Source organism: Paraburkholderia bengalensis (assembly GCF_037126505.1).
Lineage (GTDB): Bacteria > Pseudomonadota > Gammaproteobacteria > Burkholderiales > Burkholderiaceae > Paraburkholderia > Paraburkholderia bengalensis.
Genome location: NZ_JACFYJ010000094.1, coordinates 16202 through 32878 on the forward strand (window position 1 = coordinate 16202; position 16677 = coordinate 32878).

Consider the following 16677-nt stretch of genomic DNA (forward strand, 5'->3'; position numbering starts at 1 on the left):
GGTCACGATGACACGCAAGGCTTATGCGGAGATGTTCGGGCCGACCACCGGCGACGCCATCCGGCTGGGCGACACGTCGCTGTTCGCGGAGATCGAGCACGACTACGCGGTGCCGGGCGAAGAATGCCTGCATGGCGGCGGCAAGACGTTGCGCGACGGCATGGGCCTGAAGGCGGGCCACGACAGCGCGGACGGCGCGCCCGACATGCTGCTGTGCAATGCGACAGTGATCGATCCCGTCCTGGGTGTCGTGAAGGGCGATATTGGCATCAAGGACGGGCGCATCGTCGCAATCGGCAAGGCGGGCAATCCGCAAGTGATGGACGGCGTACATCCGAAGCTGGTGTGCGGCGTGGCAACCACGGTGAGAGATGCCGAAGGGTTGATCGCGACACCCGGCGGCATCGACGTGCATGTGCATTTCGATTCGGCGCAGCTATGCGAACACGCGCTTGCGTCGGGTCTGACGACGCTGATTGGCGGATCGCTGGGGCCGATCACGGTCGGCATCGACTGCGGCGGCGCGTGGAACGTCGGCCGCATGATGCAGGCATCGGAACAGTGGCCGCTGAACTTCGGTTTTCTCGGCCGCGGCAATTCGAGCAAGCCGAACTCGCTGATCGACCAGCTGCGCGGCGGCTGTCTCGGGTTGAAGATCCACGAGGACTGGGGCGCGATGCCCGCCGTGATCGATACATGCCTGAGCGTCGCCGATCGATACGACTTCCAGGTGCAACTGCATACCGACACGCTCAACGAATCGGGCTTCCTGGAAGACACGGTCGCGGCGATGAAGGACCGCACGATCCACATGTATCACACGGAAGGCGCGGGCGGCGGCCACGCGCCCGATATCATCGCCGTGGCGGGGCGGTTGAACTGTCTGCCGTCGTCGACGAATCCGACCAACCCGTACACCGTGAATACGTTCGACGAGCATCTCGACATGATCATGGTGTGCCATCACCTGAATCCCGGCGTGCCTGAAGACGTCGCGTTCGCGGAATCGCGCGTGCGCGCGCAGACGATCGCAGCGGAAGACATCCTGCACGATCTGGGCGCGATCTCGATGCTCGGCTCCGATAGCCAGGGCATGGGTCGCATCAACGAAGTGATCTGCCGCACGTGGCAGTTGGCGTCGAAGATGAAGGACCAGCGCGGACGGCTCGACACCGAACGCACGGCGCGCGGCGACAACGAGCGCATCAAGCGCTACCTCGCGAAGTACACCATCAACGCGGCGCGCACGTTTGGCATCGCCGATACGATCGGCTCGCTCGAAGACGGCAAGCTCGCCGATATCGTGCTGTGGCGTCCCGCGTTTTTCGGCATCAAGCCGGAAGTGATCATCAAGGGCGGCTTCATCGCGTGGGGCGCGATGGGCGATTCCGCCGCGTCGCTGATGACCTGCGAGCCGCTCGCGATGCGTCCGCAATGGGGCGCGTTCGGGCGCGCGCCGGCGGCGTTGTCGGTGAACTTCGTAAACCAGCTCGCGATCGACTCGGGAGCGGCGCAGCGGCTCGGCCTCGCGCGGCAACTGGTGGGTGCGCACGGCACCCGCAACCTGAGCAAGCGCGACATGCTGCACAACGACGCGTGCCCGAATATCACGGTGAACCCACAGACGTTTGAAGTGTTCGTCGACGGCCAGGTGCTGCGTTGCGATCCGGCGCGCGAGGTGCCGCTGTCGCGGCGCTACATGATGCGCTGATTCACACACCGCTCGCCCGCTAACCACTGAACAGATGACATTCGCCATGCACGCTCTCACGACGTTTCCCGACTTCTCAGACGCACAAGCCACGGCGTTGCCACGCGCTGCGCGCGTCGGCATCGGCGGGCCGGTCGGTTCCGGCAAGACGCGCCTGCTCGAACAGCTGATTCCACGCTTTGCCGCGCGCGGCATCGAACTTGCCGTCATCACGAACGACCTCGTCACGCGCGAGGACGCCGAACGCGTGCGGCGCAGCGGCCTGATCGATCCCGCGCGCGTGCTCGCCGTCGAAACGGGCGCATGCCCGCACACGGCGATCCGTGAAGACCCCACGCTGAATCTTCAGGCGGCCGACGAACTCGACGCGCAGATCGATGGCCTGCAACTGGTGCTGATCGAGTCGGGCGGCGATAATCTCGCGTCGTCGTTTTCGCTGGATCTGGTCGACTACTGGATCTTCGTGATCGACGTGGCGGCAGGCGACGACATCCCGCGCAAACGCGGGCTCGGCGTGCTGTCGTGCGATCTGCTCGTGATCAACAAGTTCGATCTCGCGCCTTATGTCGGCGTGAATCTCGACCGGATGGTGCGCGAGGCGCATGACGTTCGCAACGGTCGCGCTGTCTCATTGACGAACTGCGCAACAGGCGACGGCGTCGATGCCGTCGTCGATGCGATCATGACCGACGTGCTGTTCGATGCGCAGTGACCCGTTGCCGCCGGCATCGCCCGCCGACGCGAGCGTGCCGCAACTCGACCTATGTTTCGCGCGCGGGCCGCGCGGGAACGTGTACCTGTCGCGGCAGCGGGCCGGCTATCCGTTTCACGTCGGGCGTCTGCTCGATGCGCCAGCGGGCGCGCGCGTGATCGTGCAATCGACATCGGGCGGGCTGTTCGAGCACGACGAAGTAGCCCAGCATGTCGTTGCGACGTACGGCGCAACTGCGCGCGTCGAAACGGCCGCGGCGACGATCGTGCATTCGATGACCCACGGCATGGCGCGTGCACGCGTTCGAATCGAGGCGCTGCCGGGTGCGCGGCTCGACTGGCTGCCGCAGCCGTCCATCCTGTTTCCGGGCGCACGGCTTGTCAGTCACATCGACGCGGTATTGCACCCGGGCGCACGCATGCTGCTGATGGACAGCTACATGAGCCACGATCCTTCCGGCGGCCAGCAACCATTCGGCGCCCTCGATGCATCGATTGACGTGCGCAGCCCGGCTGGGCGGCTGCTCGCGCGCGACAGCTTCCGGCTCGCGGGGGGCGGCGCAGCGGCCGCTCGGCGGCGTGCGCGGGCCGTTCGCGGTGCACGGCGGACTCATGGTGCTTACGCTGGATGCAGACGAGCGCGCAGCGGCGTTGCATGCGCTCCAACGCGTCGCGCAGCAGACGTGTTATGCGGGCGCGAGTTTGTTGCCGAACGGCTGTGGCGTGTTCATGCGTGTACTCGCCGTGGACGGTCACACGCTGCGCGTCGCGATGAAACAGGCCGTGGACGCGTTGTGCGCGCATACGGGCGATGCCTTTGCGTCGAAGGGCAGCGCTCCGGCCTCGCCCATTCCCCACATTGCACGTGACAAGGAAAGCGCATGACGAGGCCACACGCGATGGATAACGCGTCGCCCATCGACGCCTGGCGTCTTGCCCACGCTCCGTGGTATCGCCCCGCCAGCGACGAGGCCGAGTGCTTCGCGGCGGCGTATCGTGCGCGTCTGCCGATCATGCTGAAAGGGCCGACGGGATGCGGCAAGACGCGCCTCGTCGAACACATGGCATGGACGCTTGGGCGTCCCCTCGTGACGATCGCGTGCCACGAAGACATGACGGCGGGCGATCTGGTCGGCCGCTATCTGCTCGACGGCAACGGCACCTATTGGCAGGACGGCCCGCTGACGCTGGCCGTGCGGCATGGCGCGATCTGTTACCTGGACGAAGTGGTCGAGGCGCGCAACGACACGACCGTCGCGATTCATCCATTGACGGACGCGCGCCGTTTCCTGCCAATCGACAAGCGCAACGAACTGGTCGCCGCGCATCCCGATTTCGTGCTGGTCGTGTCGTTCAATCCGCAGTATCAGCATCGCTCGAAGGATCTGAAGACGTCAACGCGACAGCGCTTTGTCGCGCTCGAGATGGGCTGGCCCGATGCGCGCGCGGAAGCGGAGATCGTCGCGCATGAATCGGGTGCCGACGCGGCGCTCGCGCGCCAGCTCGTGGAACTCGGCGAACGCACCCGGACGCTTGCCGCCGCCACGTTGCAGGAAGGCGCGTCGACGCGTCTTCTGATCTACGCAGCAACGCTGATCGCGGGCGGCATGGACGCGCGTACCGCGTGCCGCATCGCAATCGTCCAGCCGCTTTCGGACGATGCGGACCTGTGCACCGCGTTCACGGCTGTCGTCGACAGCATGTTCGCCTGACGCATGACGGCCGCGCGCGCGTTCGATGCCGCTGCGCGAGCCGTCGCGCTGTATCTGGAGGTCGGATGGCACGTGACGCCGAAGCTGTTGCCACTCGCGGTATCGGATGGCGCTGCGCGGTCTGCCGCGCGTACGGCCGTTACGGGGCGCGTGTTGATGTTTCCGGATGGGTCGGGCGCGGATATATCGGGCGACGCTTCGCGCTTCTATCTCGCCTGCGCGGCGCACGCGGCCGCACATCTGACGTGGTCCACGCAACCGTTCGAGCGCGGCAGGCTCACGCCGTTGCAGATCGCGCTGGTCGGCACGATCGAAGACGCACGCGTGGAGCGTCTCGCGATGCAGCGCTACCCTGGCTTGCGCCGCTGGTGGCGGCCGTTCCATACGACGGACGCGCAGACCGCGCGTACCGCGAGCGCGCTAATTGCACGCCTCGCGCGCGCGCTGTTCGATCCGGACTACGCCGACACTGACGGCTGGGTGAAGAAAGGGCGACGTCTTTTCGAAGAGGCGTTTGAGCGGAACGGCGGTGCGGATGCGTCGATGTCGCGACACATCGGCAATCTGCTTGGCAACGATCTGGGACAGATGCGCGTGCAGTTCAACGCCAAAACCTACGCGCAGGCGGCGGCCTATCGCGACGACAACGTGTTCCTCTGGATCGCCGAACCCACACCTGTTGCGCCCGCACCCGGCGACGCAAACGACGCACGCAGTGTGTCCGCCGGACAGGCGGACATGGGCGAGCCGGACCCGGCGGAAGCGGGTGCGCTGGCGATTTCAGTCACGCACTACCGCGAATGGGACTACGTGATACGCCGCTATCGCAACGACTTTTGCCGCGTCGAAACGCTGCGTGCAGTAGCCAGCGATGCCGCCGCCGCCATGTCGCATGCGAACGTCGTGCAGGAACAGCGGGTGCGGGCATCGTTACGCGCCGCGCGGCAACGCATGCCCGCCGAAGCGACGCGCGCCTACGAGGGCGACGCGATCGACCTCGACGCGTGCATCGCCGCGCGCATCGAAACACGTCGCGGTTTGACGCCGGATATCAATGCATTTTTCGTCACGCATTGGCGTCGGCGTGCGCATCCTGTTGCGGTGCTGCTGGATCTGTCGGCGTCGTCGGGTTTCAGCGGCAAGATGAATCGCGCGCTTGCACTCGGGCGCCTGCTCGGCCGCGCGCTGACAGCCGACGCGTGGCCGTTCGCGATGTACGGCTTCCATTCCGATGGGCGCCGACGCGTGCGCTTTCACGTCTTCAAGGCATTCGACGAGCCATGGAACGAAGCGGTGGAAACAGCGCTGCGTGCCGCGCGCCCCGGATTATCGACGCGCTTCGGCGCCGCGCTGCGCCATCTCGCGGCGCAAGTTGCCCCGGAATTGCAGGGCAATACGCACGCCACGGCCATCGTCGTGTCGGACGGCGAGCCGTTCGATATCGACAGCTTCGATCCGCGCTATTTGCGCGAAGACATGCGCTGCGCGCTGCGTGAACTTGCGGCACAGCGCATCGATTGCGCGTGCCTGTCGCTCGATGCCGCGTCGATCGACGTGGCCGAGGCGATGTTCGGGCGCACGCGCGTCGCACTCGTCAGTGGTGACGGCGGCGCGGCGGATGCGCTACGCCGCGTGCTCGCGTTCAGCCAATAGGCCGCTTGCGGTAAAGAATCACGAAGCGCGCGGCCGGATCGTGCGTTGGCAAAGGTGCACGTGCGAGGCGATAGCGCGACGTCATGAAATCGATAACCGTTGCCGCTGCGGCGGCGGATTGAGCGGGCTTCCACATCCAGATGTCGTCGCGGCGGTCGAGCGCGCACGCATCGAACAGCGCACGGTCGGGATCGCTCGTCGCGCCGATCACCCACTCGTCCATGCGCGCGCCGAATTCCTTGATGTAACTGAAGCATTCGAACTTGATCTGTTGCACGCTGTAATTCATCAGATTCTCTTTCCATTGAAGGAGCGCAATCGTTCAGGCGGCAACAGGGGAAGCACGCGAGCGCCACTGCTCGAACAGACTCGAGCCGGCGCGTTTTTCTTCGGCCGACATGTCGCCAAGCACCTTTTCCAGCGCGTTCAGCGCATTGCCGACGCCGTGCTGCGCGGCCAACGACAGCCAGACGAACGCCTGCACGCGGTCGCGCTCGACGCCGCGTGCGGTCGCATAACAGAAGCCGAGCCGCGCCTGCGACGGATAGTGTCCCTGTTCCGCCGCGCGCCGGAACCAGTGCACGGCGGCCGCTTCGTCCTGCGCGATACAGCGGCCTTTCGCATACAGGCTCGCGAGGTTGGCCTGCGCAAAAGGATCGCCGTTTTCCGCCGCACATCGAATCCAGTGCACGCCTTGTGCCTCGTCGCGCGCAACGCCGGGCGACGACATCAGCATCGCACCCAGGTTCGCCTGCGCCTGCACGTGCCCTTGCCGCGCCGCTTTTTCATACCATCGCAACGCGCATGACAGATCGGCGTCGATGCCTTCGCCGTTTGCATAGAGCGCCGCGAGCCACGCCTGCGCATCCGCATGGCCGGCCTGCGCGAGCACGCCGAACGCCTGAAACGCAGCATCGAAATGACCTTGCGAATAAAAGTCGACGGCTTGATCGATATCGTTGTTCATGGTGTCTGTGAGTGAGAGCCCGCGATACGTGCGATGCGCGCAGCGAGCGTCGCTTCGAACCATTGCGCGGCGTCGAAGTGGAGGTCGGCCAGCGCGGCGCGACGTTGCAGCAGCGCTTGCCAATTCGCGAGCGAATGCGCGCCATACGTGCTGATCCGGCAGAGCACGCGTTGCAGCGCAGTGGGTTGAAGCACGACCATGCAGCGGCTTCCTTGCACACGTAGGTCGAGCAGATTCGGATAGCGCCACGCGGCCGTCAATGTCTGCGTTGCCTGACCGATTGCGTCGCGGCTTTCGAACACGGCGCGCGTGTCGGTCGCTTCGCCGTGCCGCACGCCCGCCGCCATGCGCTGGCCAGCATGCTTCCAGTTCACGTCAAGTTCGAGCCATGCATGTTCGCGCCGTGCACCTTGCGGCGCGTCATCGTGGGTGGACACGAACGCTGCGCCTGCGGGATCGAGATGAACGAAGATCAGCGCACCGTCTCGGGCGACCCGCACGCCGAGCAGCCTTTCGGGACGCAGCCCGAGATACTGGTACATGTCGGCAGTCGGCGCGCCCCGTTCCGCCGCGTGTAGCGGCATGCTATCGCGGCTGTAGCCGCACGACGTGAACGAGCACGACGTCTTCGCCCCCTGTCTGCATTGCAGCGGCACGGCGCGACAGCCACCATGCTGCGCGAGATTGAAGCGGCCCACCAGGCGGCCGCCCGGCGTCGACTGAACGTGCACCGCGTGATCGCCTGCCGTGAAAGGCAGCAGATCGCCCTCGCGACGAACGTCGTCGATCGCGCCGATGCAGATCCATTCGCGCGTCCACAGCACGTCGTCTTCCGTTTTCGCGAACGCGAGCGTGCGGTAAGCGTCGGCACCGAGTGCGAAAGCGGGCGCCGCACGCACGACAGGACTTTCGACGATGGCATTCATCGCGCGGGCTCCCATGCGTCAGGCCGTGGTGACGACGGCTGGCGACTCGTAGTCCGCGCGTCCGCGATACTTGACCGCACTCGACGGTGCCGCAGGCAGTGGGCCGTCGGCCGCGAAGCGATCGAGCACGTTCTTCGTGAGACGCGAAATGTTGTTGTCGCAGTTATTCCACGGCAGCGAACCGCAATACGCGATCGAACTGAACGCGAAACATCCGCCGCCGTTCGGCGTCTCATGGAACGTGATGTCGGCGCGCACACGCGGATGCACGGTGCCGTCGAGACCCTGCTGGTTGAAGCCGAAGTCTTCCATCACGAGCAGATATGCTTCCGTATGCCGCCCGGCCGACGTCGCCACAGTCAGGATGTGCGGTGGCGAGCCCAGCATGGTGTCGACGATATCGAGTTCGAGGCCTGCCGCGCCGCCGCCGACCAGCCCGAAGTTGCCGAGTTTCTCGTCATAGTCAATGCCCTCGAAGGCCCACGCGACGCGTTCGTCAAGACTTTCCGGCGTACGCGAGAAGTAGCTGGAAATATCGAAGCCTTCCGACGACATGCCCGTGCCCGCCACCGAGTGCAGATAGCGCCCGCGAAAGCGCCACATTCCGCCGAGCTCACCCGTTCCCTGGTGATAGTACTCGCCCGGATCGGCACGCCACGTGCGGATGCCGGACTCGCAGCGCCGCATTTCGGTGACGACGCCACGGCCCACTTCGTCGTATGCGGGATGGTACGAATGAACCCAGTACCAGCCATCGGCGCCCATGTACATGATGCGTCCGCCGCGCTGCGTGTAGTCGTGCAGCGCGTCGAGCTGCGCGCCCGAATTGTGCTCCGGATGTGAGCCCGTGATGATGACGTTGTAGTCTTCGAGGCGCGCGAGGCCGTCGTACGTGAGGTCTTCATCGGTGAACACGTCGTACTCATAGCCGAGCGTTTCGAGCCAGCAGATGAGATGCAGGTCGGCGGGATATTGCCACGGGGCCTGCGCGAGAAAGTGATCGTACTTGGGGCGAATGCTGAGGATAGGGCGCAGCCGTGACGACAGACAGATGCCGCTGCCGTCCGTATGCGTGTCGTAGATCGAGCCGCCGTATTCGCGATGCTCCGCGAGGAACATGTTCTGCTGCTGCATGATGGGCACGCGGTAGACGAACAGTTCCGCGCCGCCCGCATTGCATGCGACGTGTTCGTTCGCATAGGCCATGTAGCTGATGGTCGGCACCATCACCGCGATCTTCGATTTCTTTGCGCCGAGCTTCGGCACGACCCAGAACGGGATGTAGTCTTCGTCGCCTTCCGCGGTGGTCAGCCTGGCTGCGTAGAAGCGGCTCTTGATGTCATCGGGCACGGTCCATTCGAAGCTGACATCCCATCGCGCGTTGTCGAGGTCGTCGTCATGAAAGTGAATCGCGCCGTATTCGTCTTGCGCGTGTTTCCAGTCGAAGTTGCGGCCTGCCCAGTTGTAACCTGTCATCGCACGTGTGGGGCAATTGACGAGCCGCGCGTCGAACCTGTACGGCCCCTGATCGCGGCAAACGAGTGTATTGATACCGTCTGAGAAGTCCCAGGCAGCGACGATGCATTCGGATAGTGGACCCGTCGGTCCCGAGTGGCGGCGCTCGCTGAGACCGGGCTGCACGCCCGCTTTCATTGTTTCGATTTCGAACCGCGACAGCGCGCGATTGCACAGGCGCGGACTGTCGATCTTGCCGTTATAGTGGCCGCCGATCAGCACGCCCTGCGGCAGCGACGAGCGTCCGAGTGGACCTGGCTCCAAACCCTTGACGTAGCCTGCAATCACGAGCGGCGCGCCGTCGTTCTCGACGGGGCCGGCGTATTGCGCTTCTACGGGTGGGATGACAGGGTCCAGTGCGTAGACGATCTGCGGTTCGTGATACAGCGTGACGGCGCCCGTTGTCGCGTCGTAGCTTGCCGCGAGGAAGTGCCAGGCGTGATCGCGCAAGCGCACGCCCGTAATGAATGTGCGGTCGTTGATCCGCAGCTCCGCGCATCCGTCGGCGTTGATGAAGAGGCCATAGCCTTTGCCTGCCGACCACTTCGTGACGAGCCCCTGTACGCCGTGCTTCCAGTAGCGTGCGTCGGTGCGCGGCGTGGTCGGCCAGATCCAGCATTGCAGCGTGAAGCTTTGCACGCGCAATTGCGGCGCATCCTCGACGTAACCGTACGAGCCGCCGTAGACCGCTTGCGGACGGCCGTCATAAGTCGCTTCGCAAGCGGCTTCGACCGGCTTTTCGATGAAGCCGGGGCCGCGCGGGTTGGTATCGCCGTTGATCATCTGCACGATCGACGCGTGATATTGCCTAGGGCCGTCGCAGTTGACGTAGAACCGGATCGTGTCGCCGGGATGAACGCTGAACCTGTCTGCGTAGCCGGTGAGTCGCATTGCACACATGGGAAATGGCTCCTGCCATCAAGCCGCGCTATGACGCGGCGGTCGTCGGGATTGGGTGCGCCGGCAGCGCACAAGGGATGGAATGCGTCGCGCGTATCAGGTCACGGGCCAGTTGTCGTCTCTGCGTTTGTAGCCCTCCGTGTAGTGCTCGGGCATGCCGTCGGTCTCAGACATCTCGTCGAGACGCATCAGGAAGATGGCGTGCTGGATATCCTGTTCGCTGGTGTAGACGTCGTCGGTGGCAAACACGGGTGGCACGCCGCGGATGCCGGACAGGCGTCCGATGCGCCACTCTTCGTCGACCTTCGTACAGATCACGATCAGCTTGCCCTTCGGCGAAGCGCCACGCATGCGCAGCAACACACGGCGCAGATCGTGGTGTTCATGCGTGCCGCCTGTCACGACGGTCGTATCTCCCGGTGTTTCGCACTTGAGCACGGAAAAGCCCGCGACACCGTGCATCGACTCCGTGCATTCCTTGTGAAGTGCGATCAGCCGCTCGCGTTCGGGCGTACCTTGTTTGGGGATCGGAATCATGAAATGAACCTCATCACGAGTTGGATAGTTGCTGCATTCCGAACAGGTTGTGTTCGGCGCACGCGCTTCAGACAAAAAAAGCCCGACATGCCAGCGTGAGCTGTCATGTCGGGCTTTATGGCCTTTGGCGGCATGCGACGTCTTTGTCGCCTGTCACCGTCGATTCGGTTCCGTTTGCCGGGCTTAACGATGAAGTACGTCCCGCCGGCAATCGAAAGAACTGAAGCAACGGTTTAAATGCAACAAGTATGCCCGTGAGCGCGCTTCGAATGCGGAAGGCTTATGTACCGGGGTCGTCCGGTTATTCGGACAACTGCATAACTTGATATCGATGCGTGTGGCGCGGACAAACTCATTCTGTTCGTGTGCCTGAACGCGCATCGACGGTGCGCGCCGCACAGTATGAGGGCGATCGGCGTCACAACGCACCGGCTCTCACGACTTCATGCGCGACGGTTTCGATCAATGCCTGGTTGTCGCGCGCGTGCGAGCATAAAACACGATAAGCCTCGTCGTCGGAAAGCTGATGCGTTTTCATGATGATCGACTTCGCCAGTTCGATCGTGCGCTGTCGCGCGGCCTTTTCTTCGGCACGCTGGATAAACGTCTGCAACGATTTGATAGAGCCGGGGTCGCGCACATACAGTTGTATCTCTCTGCCGTTGATGCCGCCCCCGCGATTGATTTCGTCGGCGGCAAACAGCGTGGCGCTTTGCTGTGAAGATTCGATAAGACCGGTCACGCCGCTCGTCGAATACAACACGCCGATTTTCACGGGTTCATAACTCACTGAACGCATATTCGTTTTCCTGTTACGCCGCTGCGCTATTCGAAGCGCGATCCCCCAGATTTGTGCGCACAACGCTCATGTCGCACAGCCTCCGTGCATGTCTGCAGCAAGTTGGCGTGTCAGGGCGGTGCGAACAACGGATGCTGGAGCACGTTCGAAAAAAGCTGGCATCGACGTTGAGTCAATATAGAAGACGATGCCGCAAGTGTCGGAGACGACTGCCGCACTGTATGGCATGGACCTTGCTGATTCTCGTTCGTGATCTGCAGCAGTGCGCCAGTCCTGCACGACGATCATAGTGAATTCCGCCGCGTCTGACAAAGGTGTCATATACGGCGAAAGGCCAAAAAGCCCGCCAGTCAAGCATTGCTTGGCTGCGGGCTTTTTTTTGTCCAAAAACTTTATAGATAACGCCACCATGAAGAATTCTCGTCGGGACTTTCTGAAACAGGCAGTCGCCGCAACAGCCGCTACCGCGCTGCCTGGCTCGATGCTGCTGGGTTCGAATCCGGCTCAGGCAGCGGACCCCATCAAGGTCGGCATTCTGCATTCGCTCACGGGGACGATCGCAATTGCAGAAGCGCATGTCGTGGATGCGGAAAAGCTCGCCATCGAAGAGATCAATGCATCGGGCGGCGTGATGGGTCGGCAGATCACACCGATCGTCGAGGACGGCGCAAGCGACTGGCCGACGTTTGCCGAGAAGGCACAAAAGCTCGTGGAAAGCGACAAGGTCGCGGCGGTCTTCGGCTGCTATACGTCGGCTTCGCGCAAGGCCGTTCTGCCCGTTTTCGAACGCTATAACGGCCTGCTCTACTATCCGACGTATTACGAAGGTCTCGAGATGTCGAAGAACATCATGTACACAGGCCAGGAAGCGACACAGCAAACCATTCCCGCCGTAAATTGGCTCGCGAAGAATAAAGGCAAAAAGTTCTATCTGATCGGATCGGACTATATCTGGCCGCGCACGACGAACCGAATCGCCAAGGCCGCCATTGCGAAAGCCGGCGGTACGGTACTCGGAGAAGATTACTTTCCGCTCGGTGCGACGGAGTTTTCTTCGGTGATCAACAAGATCAAGGCGGCCAAGCCCGATGTCATTCTTTCGACGATCGTCGGCGGCTCGAACGTCGCGTTCTACAAGCAGCTGAACTCGCTCGGCATTACAGGCAAGAATCAGGCGATCATGGCATTGGCCGTGACGGAAGAAGAAGCGATCGGTATCGGCAAGGATAACCTCGTCGGGGTGTATTCATGCATGGGCTATTTCCAGAGCATGAAGAACGCGCAAAACGACAAATTCGTCAAGGCATTCAAGGCCAAGTATGGACAGGACCGCGTGCTGGGCGACACCCTCGAAGCCGCGTACACAGCGGTTTATCTTTGGAAACTCGGCGTCGAAAAAGCACAAAGCACGGATGTGGCCAAAGTGGTTGCCGCGTCATCCGGGCTTGCGTGGAGCGCACCGGAGGGCGACGTGCATTTCCACGTAAGCAATCACCACTTGTGGAAGCACTCGCTGATCGGCACGTTCCGGCCCGACGGACAGGTGGACATCGTATACGAGTCACCGCTGATCGAGCCGAATCCGTTTCCGAAACTCGGCTGACCCCGCTGCGCGGGCTGCGAGGCGGGCGCGCACGCACCCGCCCGCGACAACTCTCCACAAGGTCGCGATCATGTCTCTCGATGTTTTCCTCGTACAGGTGTTCAACGGCCTGTCGCTCTTCACCGTGCTGGCGTTGATGGCAGTCGGGCTGGCTATCGTGTTCGGCCTGATGGGCGTGATCAACATGGCGCACGGCGAGCTGATGGCGCTCGGCGCGTATATGACGTACCTGACGTCCGTTGTATTTCAGAGGATGTTCCCGTCGCTGATGGGGGCGTATTTTCTGGTCGGCATTCTGATAGCGTTCATCGTGACGGCCGCTGTCGGCTTCGTGCTCGAACGCGTGATGATCCGTCGCCTCTATCACCGTCCGCTCGATACGATGCTTGCGACGTGGGGGCTGTCGCTCGTGCTTCAGCAGGTGTACCGGCAAGTGTTCGGGCCGATCGATGTCAGCGTTCCGACCGTCACGTGGCTGCGAGGCGCATGGAACGTCACGCCTAATATCGCCTTGCCGCTCAGCCGCATTTTCATTCTGTTTCTCGCATTGGCCGTGGCGCTTGCCGTTTATCTATTCCTGTTTCGCAGCCGCTGGGGCCTGCGTATCCGCTCGGTGATGCAGAACCGGGCGATGGCGGGCGCGGCGGGCATCGACACGGAACGTGTCGATGCTGTGACGTTCGCCGTCGGATGCGGGCTTGCGGGTATCGCGGGCAGTGCGTTGACGATGCTGGCGTCCACGGGACCGGTGACCGGGCAGCAGTACATCGTCGATACGTTCATCGTGGTCGTGTTCGGCGGTATCGAAAGTCTGCTCGGCACGTTTCTATCCGCGTTTGCGATCGGCCAGCTTCAGTCGATGTTCGAACTGCTGCTCAGCGGATCGATGGCGAAGGCAACCATTCTTCTGCTGGTGATCGTGGCGCTTTATTTCCGTCCGCAAGGGCTGTTCGCCCTCAAAGTGCGCCGCTGATGTCCAGGTGGTGTATCAATCAAACCCGATCGACGCTGGAGAGCTTCGAGATGAGCGAAATGCAAACCGTCCCACCGCTACAGGTGGATATCGATCTAACCGACCTGACGATAGAAAGCGTGCAGGCCGGTTTCGCGCAAGGCCGCTTCACGGCGGAATCCCTGACCAACGCATGCTTCGACCGGATCGCGATCCACAACGCAACGTATAACGCGCTGGTGTTTCTCAATCACGCTGCACTCGACGATGCGCGCGCGATCGACCGCCGTCGCGCGGCAGGCGAAGTGCTCGGTCCGCTCGCGGGCGTGCCCGTCGTCATCAAGGATCCGATGGATATGGTCGGCTTTCCGACCACGGCGGGCTGGTCGTTGCTGTATAGCAAGACGGGCGGCGTCGATCTGATGCCTGCAACCGATTCGCCCGTCGTCGCACGGATGCGCGCCGCGGGCGCCGTGATGCTCGGCAAGACAAACGTGCCCGTGCTCAGTCATACGGGCTCGCATGCGAACGACAGCTGGGCGGGACCGACGCTTAACGTGACGATGCCGGACCGCGTGCCGGGCGGCAGCAGTGCGGGGACGGCATCGGCTGTGGCTGCATCGATGGCGGTGCTCGGGCTCGCGGAAGAAACGGGCGGCTCTATTCAGAACCCCGCGTCGGCGCAAGATCTGGTCGGTATCAAGCCCACGATTGGACTCGTGCCCAATGCTGGTGTCGTGCCGTTGTCCGGTAATCGCGACGTGGTGGGCCCTATTGCGCGCAACGTGCGCGACGCGGCTTTGTGTCTCGATGTGCTGGCGGGGTATTCGGCGGAAGATTCCAAGACGCTTGCGAGCGTCGGCAAGATTCCGCCGCAGGGCTATGCCGCGAATCTGCGCGACGACGCGTTGCAGGGCAAACGAATAGGCCTGTATGGTCCAGGCTGGCGCACGCAGCCGCTTTCCGATGAAGCGTCGCAACTGTATCTGCGCGTGCAGCAGGAACTGAAGGAAGCAGGGGCGATTCTGATCGACGATCCATTCGCTGGCTCAGGCTTTGCCGAACTGCGTGAGCCGACGCCGCCGCTGCCGAATTTCGATGCGCGAGGTCTCGAGTCGATTCCCTACGATGTCGAGCAGTATCTGCGCCGTCTGGGACCGAACGCGGCGCTCAAGACATTCGCCGAGTTTGCGGAGGCGACGGCTTCGCAGGACGCGTTCGGCCCGAAGGGCGTGCTGAGTTTCATGCACAGCTTGCCGCAATTCGCAGCTGCACTTGAGAACCCTTCGATGCCGCCCGACATCTCGGAGTTCATCGAACTCAAGGCAAAGTATCTGCGTATCTTCGATGCTGTCATGGCAGGGCATGCTCTCGATGCACTTGCGTTTCCGCAGATGCGCTGCGAATTGCCGCCTTTGCACGGCAAGGACACGATCCAGGAGACGACCGTGGGCGAGATCAACATTGCCGGTCTGCCAGGTATCACCGTGCCGGCGGGCTACTATGCGTCGGGGTCGCCGTTTGGCGTGATCTTCGTGGGACGGCAATGGGACGAAGCCGCGCTGGTCGGGATTGCGTACTCGTATGAGCAGTCGACACGGCATCGAAAAACACCGAACTTGAGCTGACAATCACGCCGCGCTGAGTACGCGGAATGAGGCACGCTTGGGCAATGCTTTTTCGTCGAATTACCTCAAATTCGAGCGATACTGACGTGTGCGGACCTTCAGTTTCAATCAGTAACTTTTCATCATTATTTGCAGGCGTCGCATCGCGTCAGTGCATCAAATTGCAAATAACATCGACGATCATGCGACGGGCCAACCGCCCTCGGCTTTGCGGTCCTGCGGAGATCGACGGTCGGTTGTGGACGAAATCGCGAAGAAACCGCCGAGGCATCTGGTTAGCCGTGGTAATCCCCGTGATCACGGCAAACCTCAGCCCGCGCGCCGCATGCGGCAGAGGGCAGGACGGCGGTCGGCAATTCGGCCTTATGGAAAGCTTCACATAAGGCCGATTATGCCAAGTCACTGATTATGGAAAGTAGCCGAGCCGATTGCCGACAAACCCGGCAAGCGCAGGGGCCGGCAGCAGGCGGTTCCGGCGGGGAACTCGACATAATTTCAGCGTTGATCTGAAGTAACGGTTCCACTTCAGGGGACCGTTATGAGGCCAACCAGCTTCCACGAGGCCAGGGCCCGGTCTTTCACACTACTTCCGGCTCACATTGCTGACGAATTGTGCCGTTACGATGCGTGTTTGCACGACGTGCGGGGACTAACCCAGTTGCTATTGCATAGCCCAATCGGCTGACGGCCCACCGCATCGAACCGGCCGGATGGGATCCGCTACATCTTCGAATAGTTCGGACCGCCGCCGCCTTCCGGCGTCACCCAGACAATATTCTGCGTCGGGTCTTTAATGTCGCAGGTTTTGCAGTGCACGCAATTCTGTGCGTTGATCTGTAGACGATCTACATCCGCGCTGTCTTTTACAAACTCGTACACGCCTGCAGGACAAAAACGCGTTTCGGGGCCTGCATACGTTCGCAGGTTCACCTTCACAGGCATAGTCACGTCCTTGAGAATGAGATGCGCGGGCTGATTCTCCTCGTGATTCGTGTTCGAGATGAACACCGAAGAAAGCCGGTCGAACGTCAGCTTGCCGTCCGGCTTCGGATACTCGATCGGC

At 62.5% G+C, this 16677-nt stretch carries 16 protein-coding genes; 8 read left to right on the plus strand and 8 right to left on the minus strand.

Translation table 11 applies throughout. The features are described from left to right. Nucleotides 1-7 precede the first annotated feature (7 nt). The 5 genes from ureC to H3V53_RS34865 are packed head-to-tail and all read left to right on the plus strand — an operon-like array spanning nt 8 to nt 5787. The gene (gene ureC / locus H3V53_RS34840; protein ID WP_419539638.1) at nt 8-1711 is read left to right on the plus strand and encodes an urease subunit alpha; all 1704 of its coding nucleotides are present in this window, start codon (nt 8-10) and stop codon (nt 1709-1711) included. Nucleotides 1712-1757: 46 nt separating this feature from the next. After that, nucleotides 1758-2423 (plus strand): urease accessory protein UreG, encoded by a 666-nt coding sequence (ureG, locus tag H3V53_RS34845; protein ID WP_336601700.1) that lies wholly within the window; start codon nt 1758-1760, stop codon nt 2421-2423. Continuing rightward, nucleotides 2413-3291: an urease accessory protein UreD gene (locus H3V53_RS43845; protein ID WP_419539634.1), complete on the plus strand. Its 879-nt coding sequence runs from the start codon at nt 2413-2415 to the stop codon at nt 3289-3291. The genes ureG and H3V53_RS43845 overlap by 11 nt, the downstream gene beginning before the upstream one ends. Before the next feature lie 12 nt (nt 3292-3303). After that, nucleotides 3304-4134, plus strand: coding sequence for an AAA family ATPase (locus H3V53_RS34860; protein WP_054923458.1), 831 nt, complete (start codon nt 3304-3306; stop codon nt 4132-4134). 3 nt (nt 4135-4137) lie between these two features. Further along, the gene (locus H3V53_RS34865) at nt 4138-5787 is read left to right on the plus strand and encodes a nitric oxide reductase activation protein NorD (RefSeq protein WP_336601703.1); all 1650 of its coding nucleotides are present in this window, start codon (nt 4138-4140) and stop codon (nt 5785-5787) included. Here the strand turns inward: H3V53_RS34865 and H3V53_RS34870 are convergent. The 7 genes from H3V53_RS34870 to H3V53_RS34900 all read right to left on the minus strand — a co-directional run bounded on the left by H3V53_RS34870 (nt 5777) and on the right by H3V53_RS34900 (nt 11842). After that, the gene (locus H3V53_RS34870; protein WP_054923456.1) at nt 5777-6076 is read right to left on the minus strand and encodes a hypothetical protein; all 300 of its coding nucleotides are present in this window, start codon (nt 6074-6076) and stop codon (nt 5777-5779) included. The two genes, H3V53_RS34865 and H3V53_RS34870, sit on opposite strands and share 11 nt — an antisense overlap. 33 nt (nt 6077-6109) lie before the next feature. Beyond that, the gene (locus tag H3V53_RS34875) at nt 6110-6754 is read right to left on the minus strand and encodes a tetratricopeptide repeat protein (RefSeq protein WP_336601704.1); all 645 of its coding nucleotides are present in this window, start codon (nt 6752-6754) and stop codon (nt 6110-6112) included. Next, the gene (locus tag H3V53_RS34880; RefSeq protein ID WP_336601705.1) at nt 6751-7680 is read right to left on the minus strand and encodes a hypothetical protein; all 930 of its coding nucleotides are present in this window, start codon (nt 7678-7680) and stop codon (nt 6751-6753) included. Before H3V53_RS34880 ends, H3V53_RS34875 begins: the two co-directional genes overlap by 4 nt. An 18-nt stretch (nt 7681-7698) precedes the next feature. After that, nucleotides 7699-10095, minus strand: coding sequence for a N,N-dimethylformamidase beta subunit family domain-containing protein (locus H3V53_RS34885; protein WP_336601706.1), 2397 nt, complete (start codon nt 10093-10095; stop codon nt 7699-7701). A gap of 96 nt (nt 10096-10191) precedes the next feature. Beyond that, nucleotides 10192-10632, minus strand: a complete 441-nt coding sequence (locus tag H3V53_RS34890; RefSeq protein ID WP_054923452.1) for a N,N-dimethylformamidase alpha subunit family protein — start codon at nt 10630-10632, stop codon at nt 10192-10194. 418 nt (nt 10633-11050) lie between these two features. Beyond that, nucleotides 11051-11431 (minus strand): transporter substrate-binding protein, encoded by a 381-nt coding sequence (locus H3V53_RS34895; protein ID WP_336601707.1) that lies wholly within the window; start codon nt 11429-11431, stop codon nt 11051-11053. A gap of 66 nt (nt 11432-11497) precedes the next feature. After that, entirely contained in the window at nt 11498-11842 is a 345-nt protein-coding gene (locus H3V53_RS34900; protein ID WP_336601708.1) for a hypothetical protein, read from the minus strand. Between H3V53_RS34900 and urtA the strand changes: the two genes are divergently transcribed. From urtA to H3V53_RS34915, 3 genes are all read left to right on the plus strand, one after another. Continuing rightward, complete coding sequence (gene urtA / locus H3V53_RS34905; RefSeq protein WP_054923449.1) at nt 11841-13034, plus strand: urea ABC transporter substrate-binding protein; 1194 nt, start codon at nt 11841-11843, stop codon at nt 13032-13034. The two genes, H3V53_RS34900 and urtA, sit on opposite strands and share 2 nt — an antisense overlap. A gap of 70 nt (nt 13035-13104) precedes the next feature. Beyond that, nucleotides 13105-14007: an urea ABC transporter permease subunit UrtB gene (gene urtB / locus H3V53_RS34910; protein ID WP_336601709.1), complete on the plus strand. Its 903-nt coding sequence runs from the start codon at nt 13105-13107 to the stop codon at nt 14005-14007. 50 nt (nt 14008-14057) lie between these two features. Then, nucleotides 14058-15614, plus strand: a complete 1557-nt coding sequence (locus H3V53_RS34915; protein ID WP_419539637.1) for an amidase — start codon at nt 14058-14060, stop codon at nt 15612-15614. Nucleotides 15615-16334: 720 nt separating this feature from the next. On the opposite strand, the gene H3V53_RS34920 is transcribed toward H3V53_RS34915, so the two are convergent. Then, a partial coding sequence (locus H3V53_RS34920; protein WP_336601710.1) for a 4Fe-4S dicluster domain-containing protein occupies nt 16335-16677 on the minus strand: 343 nt, incomplete at its 5' end.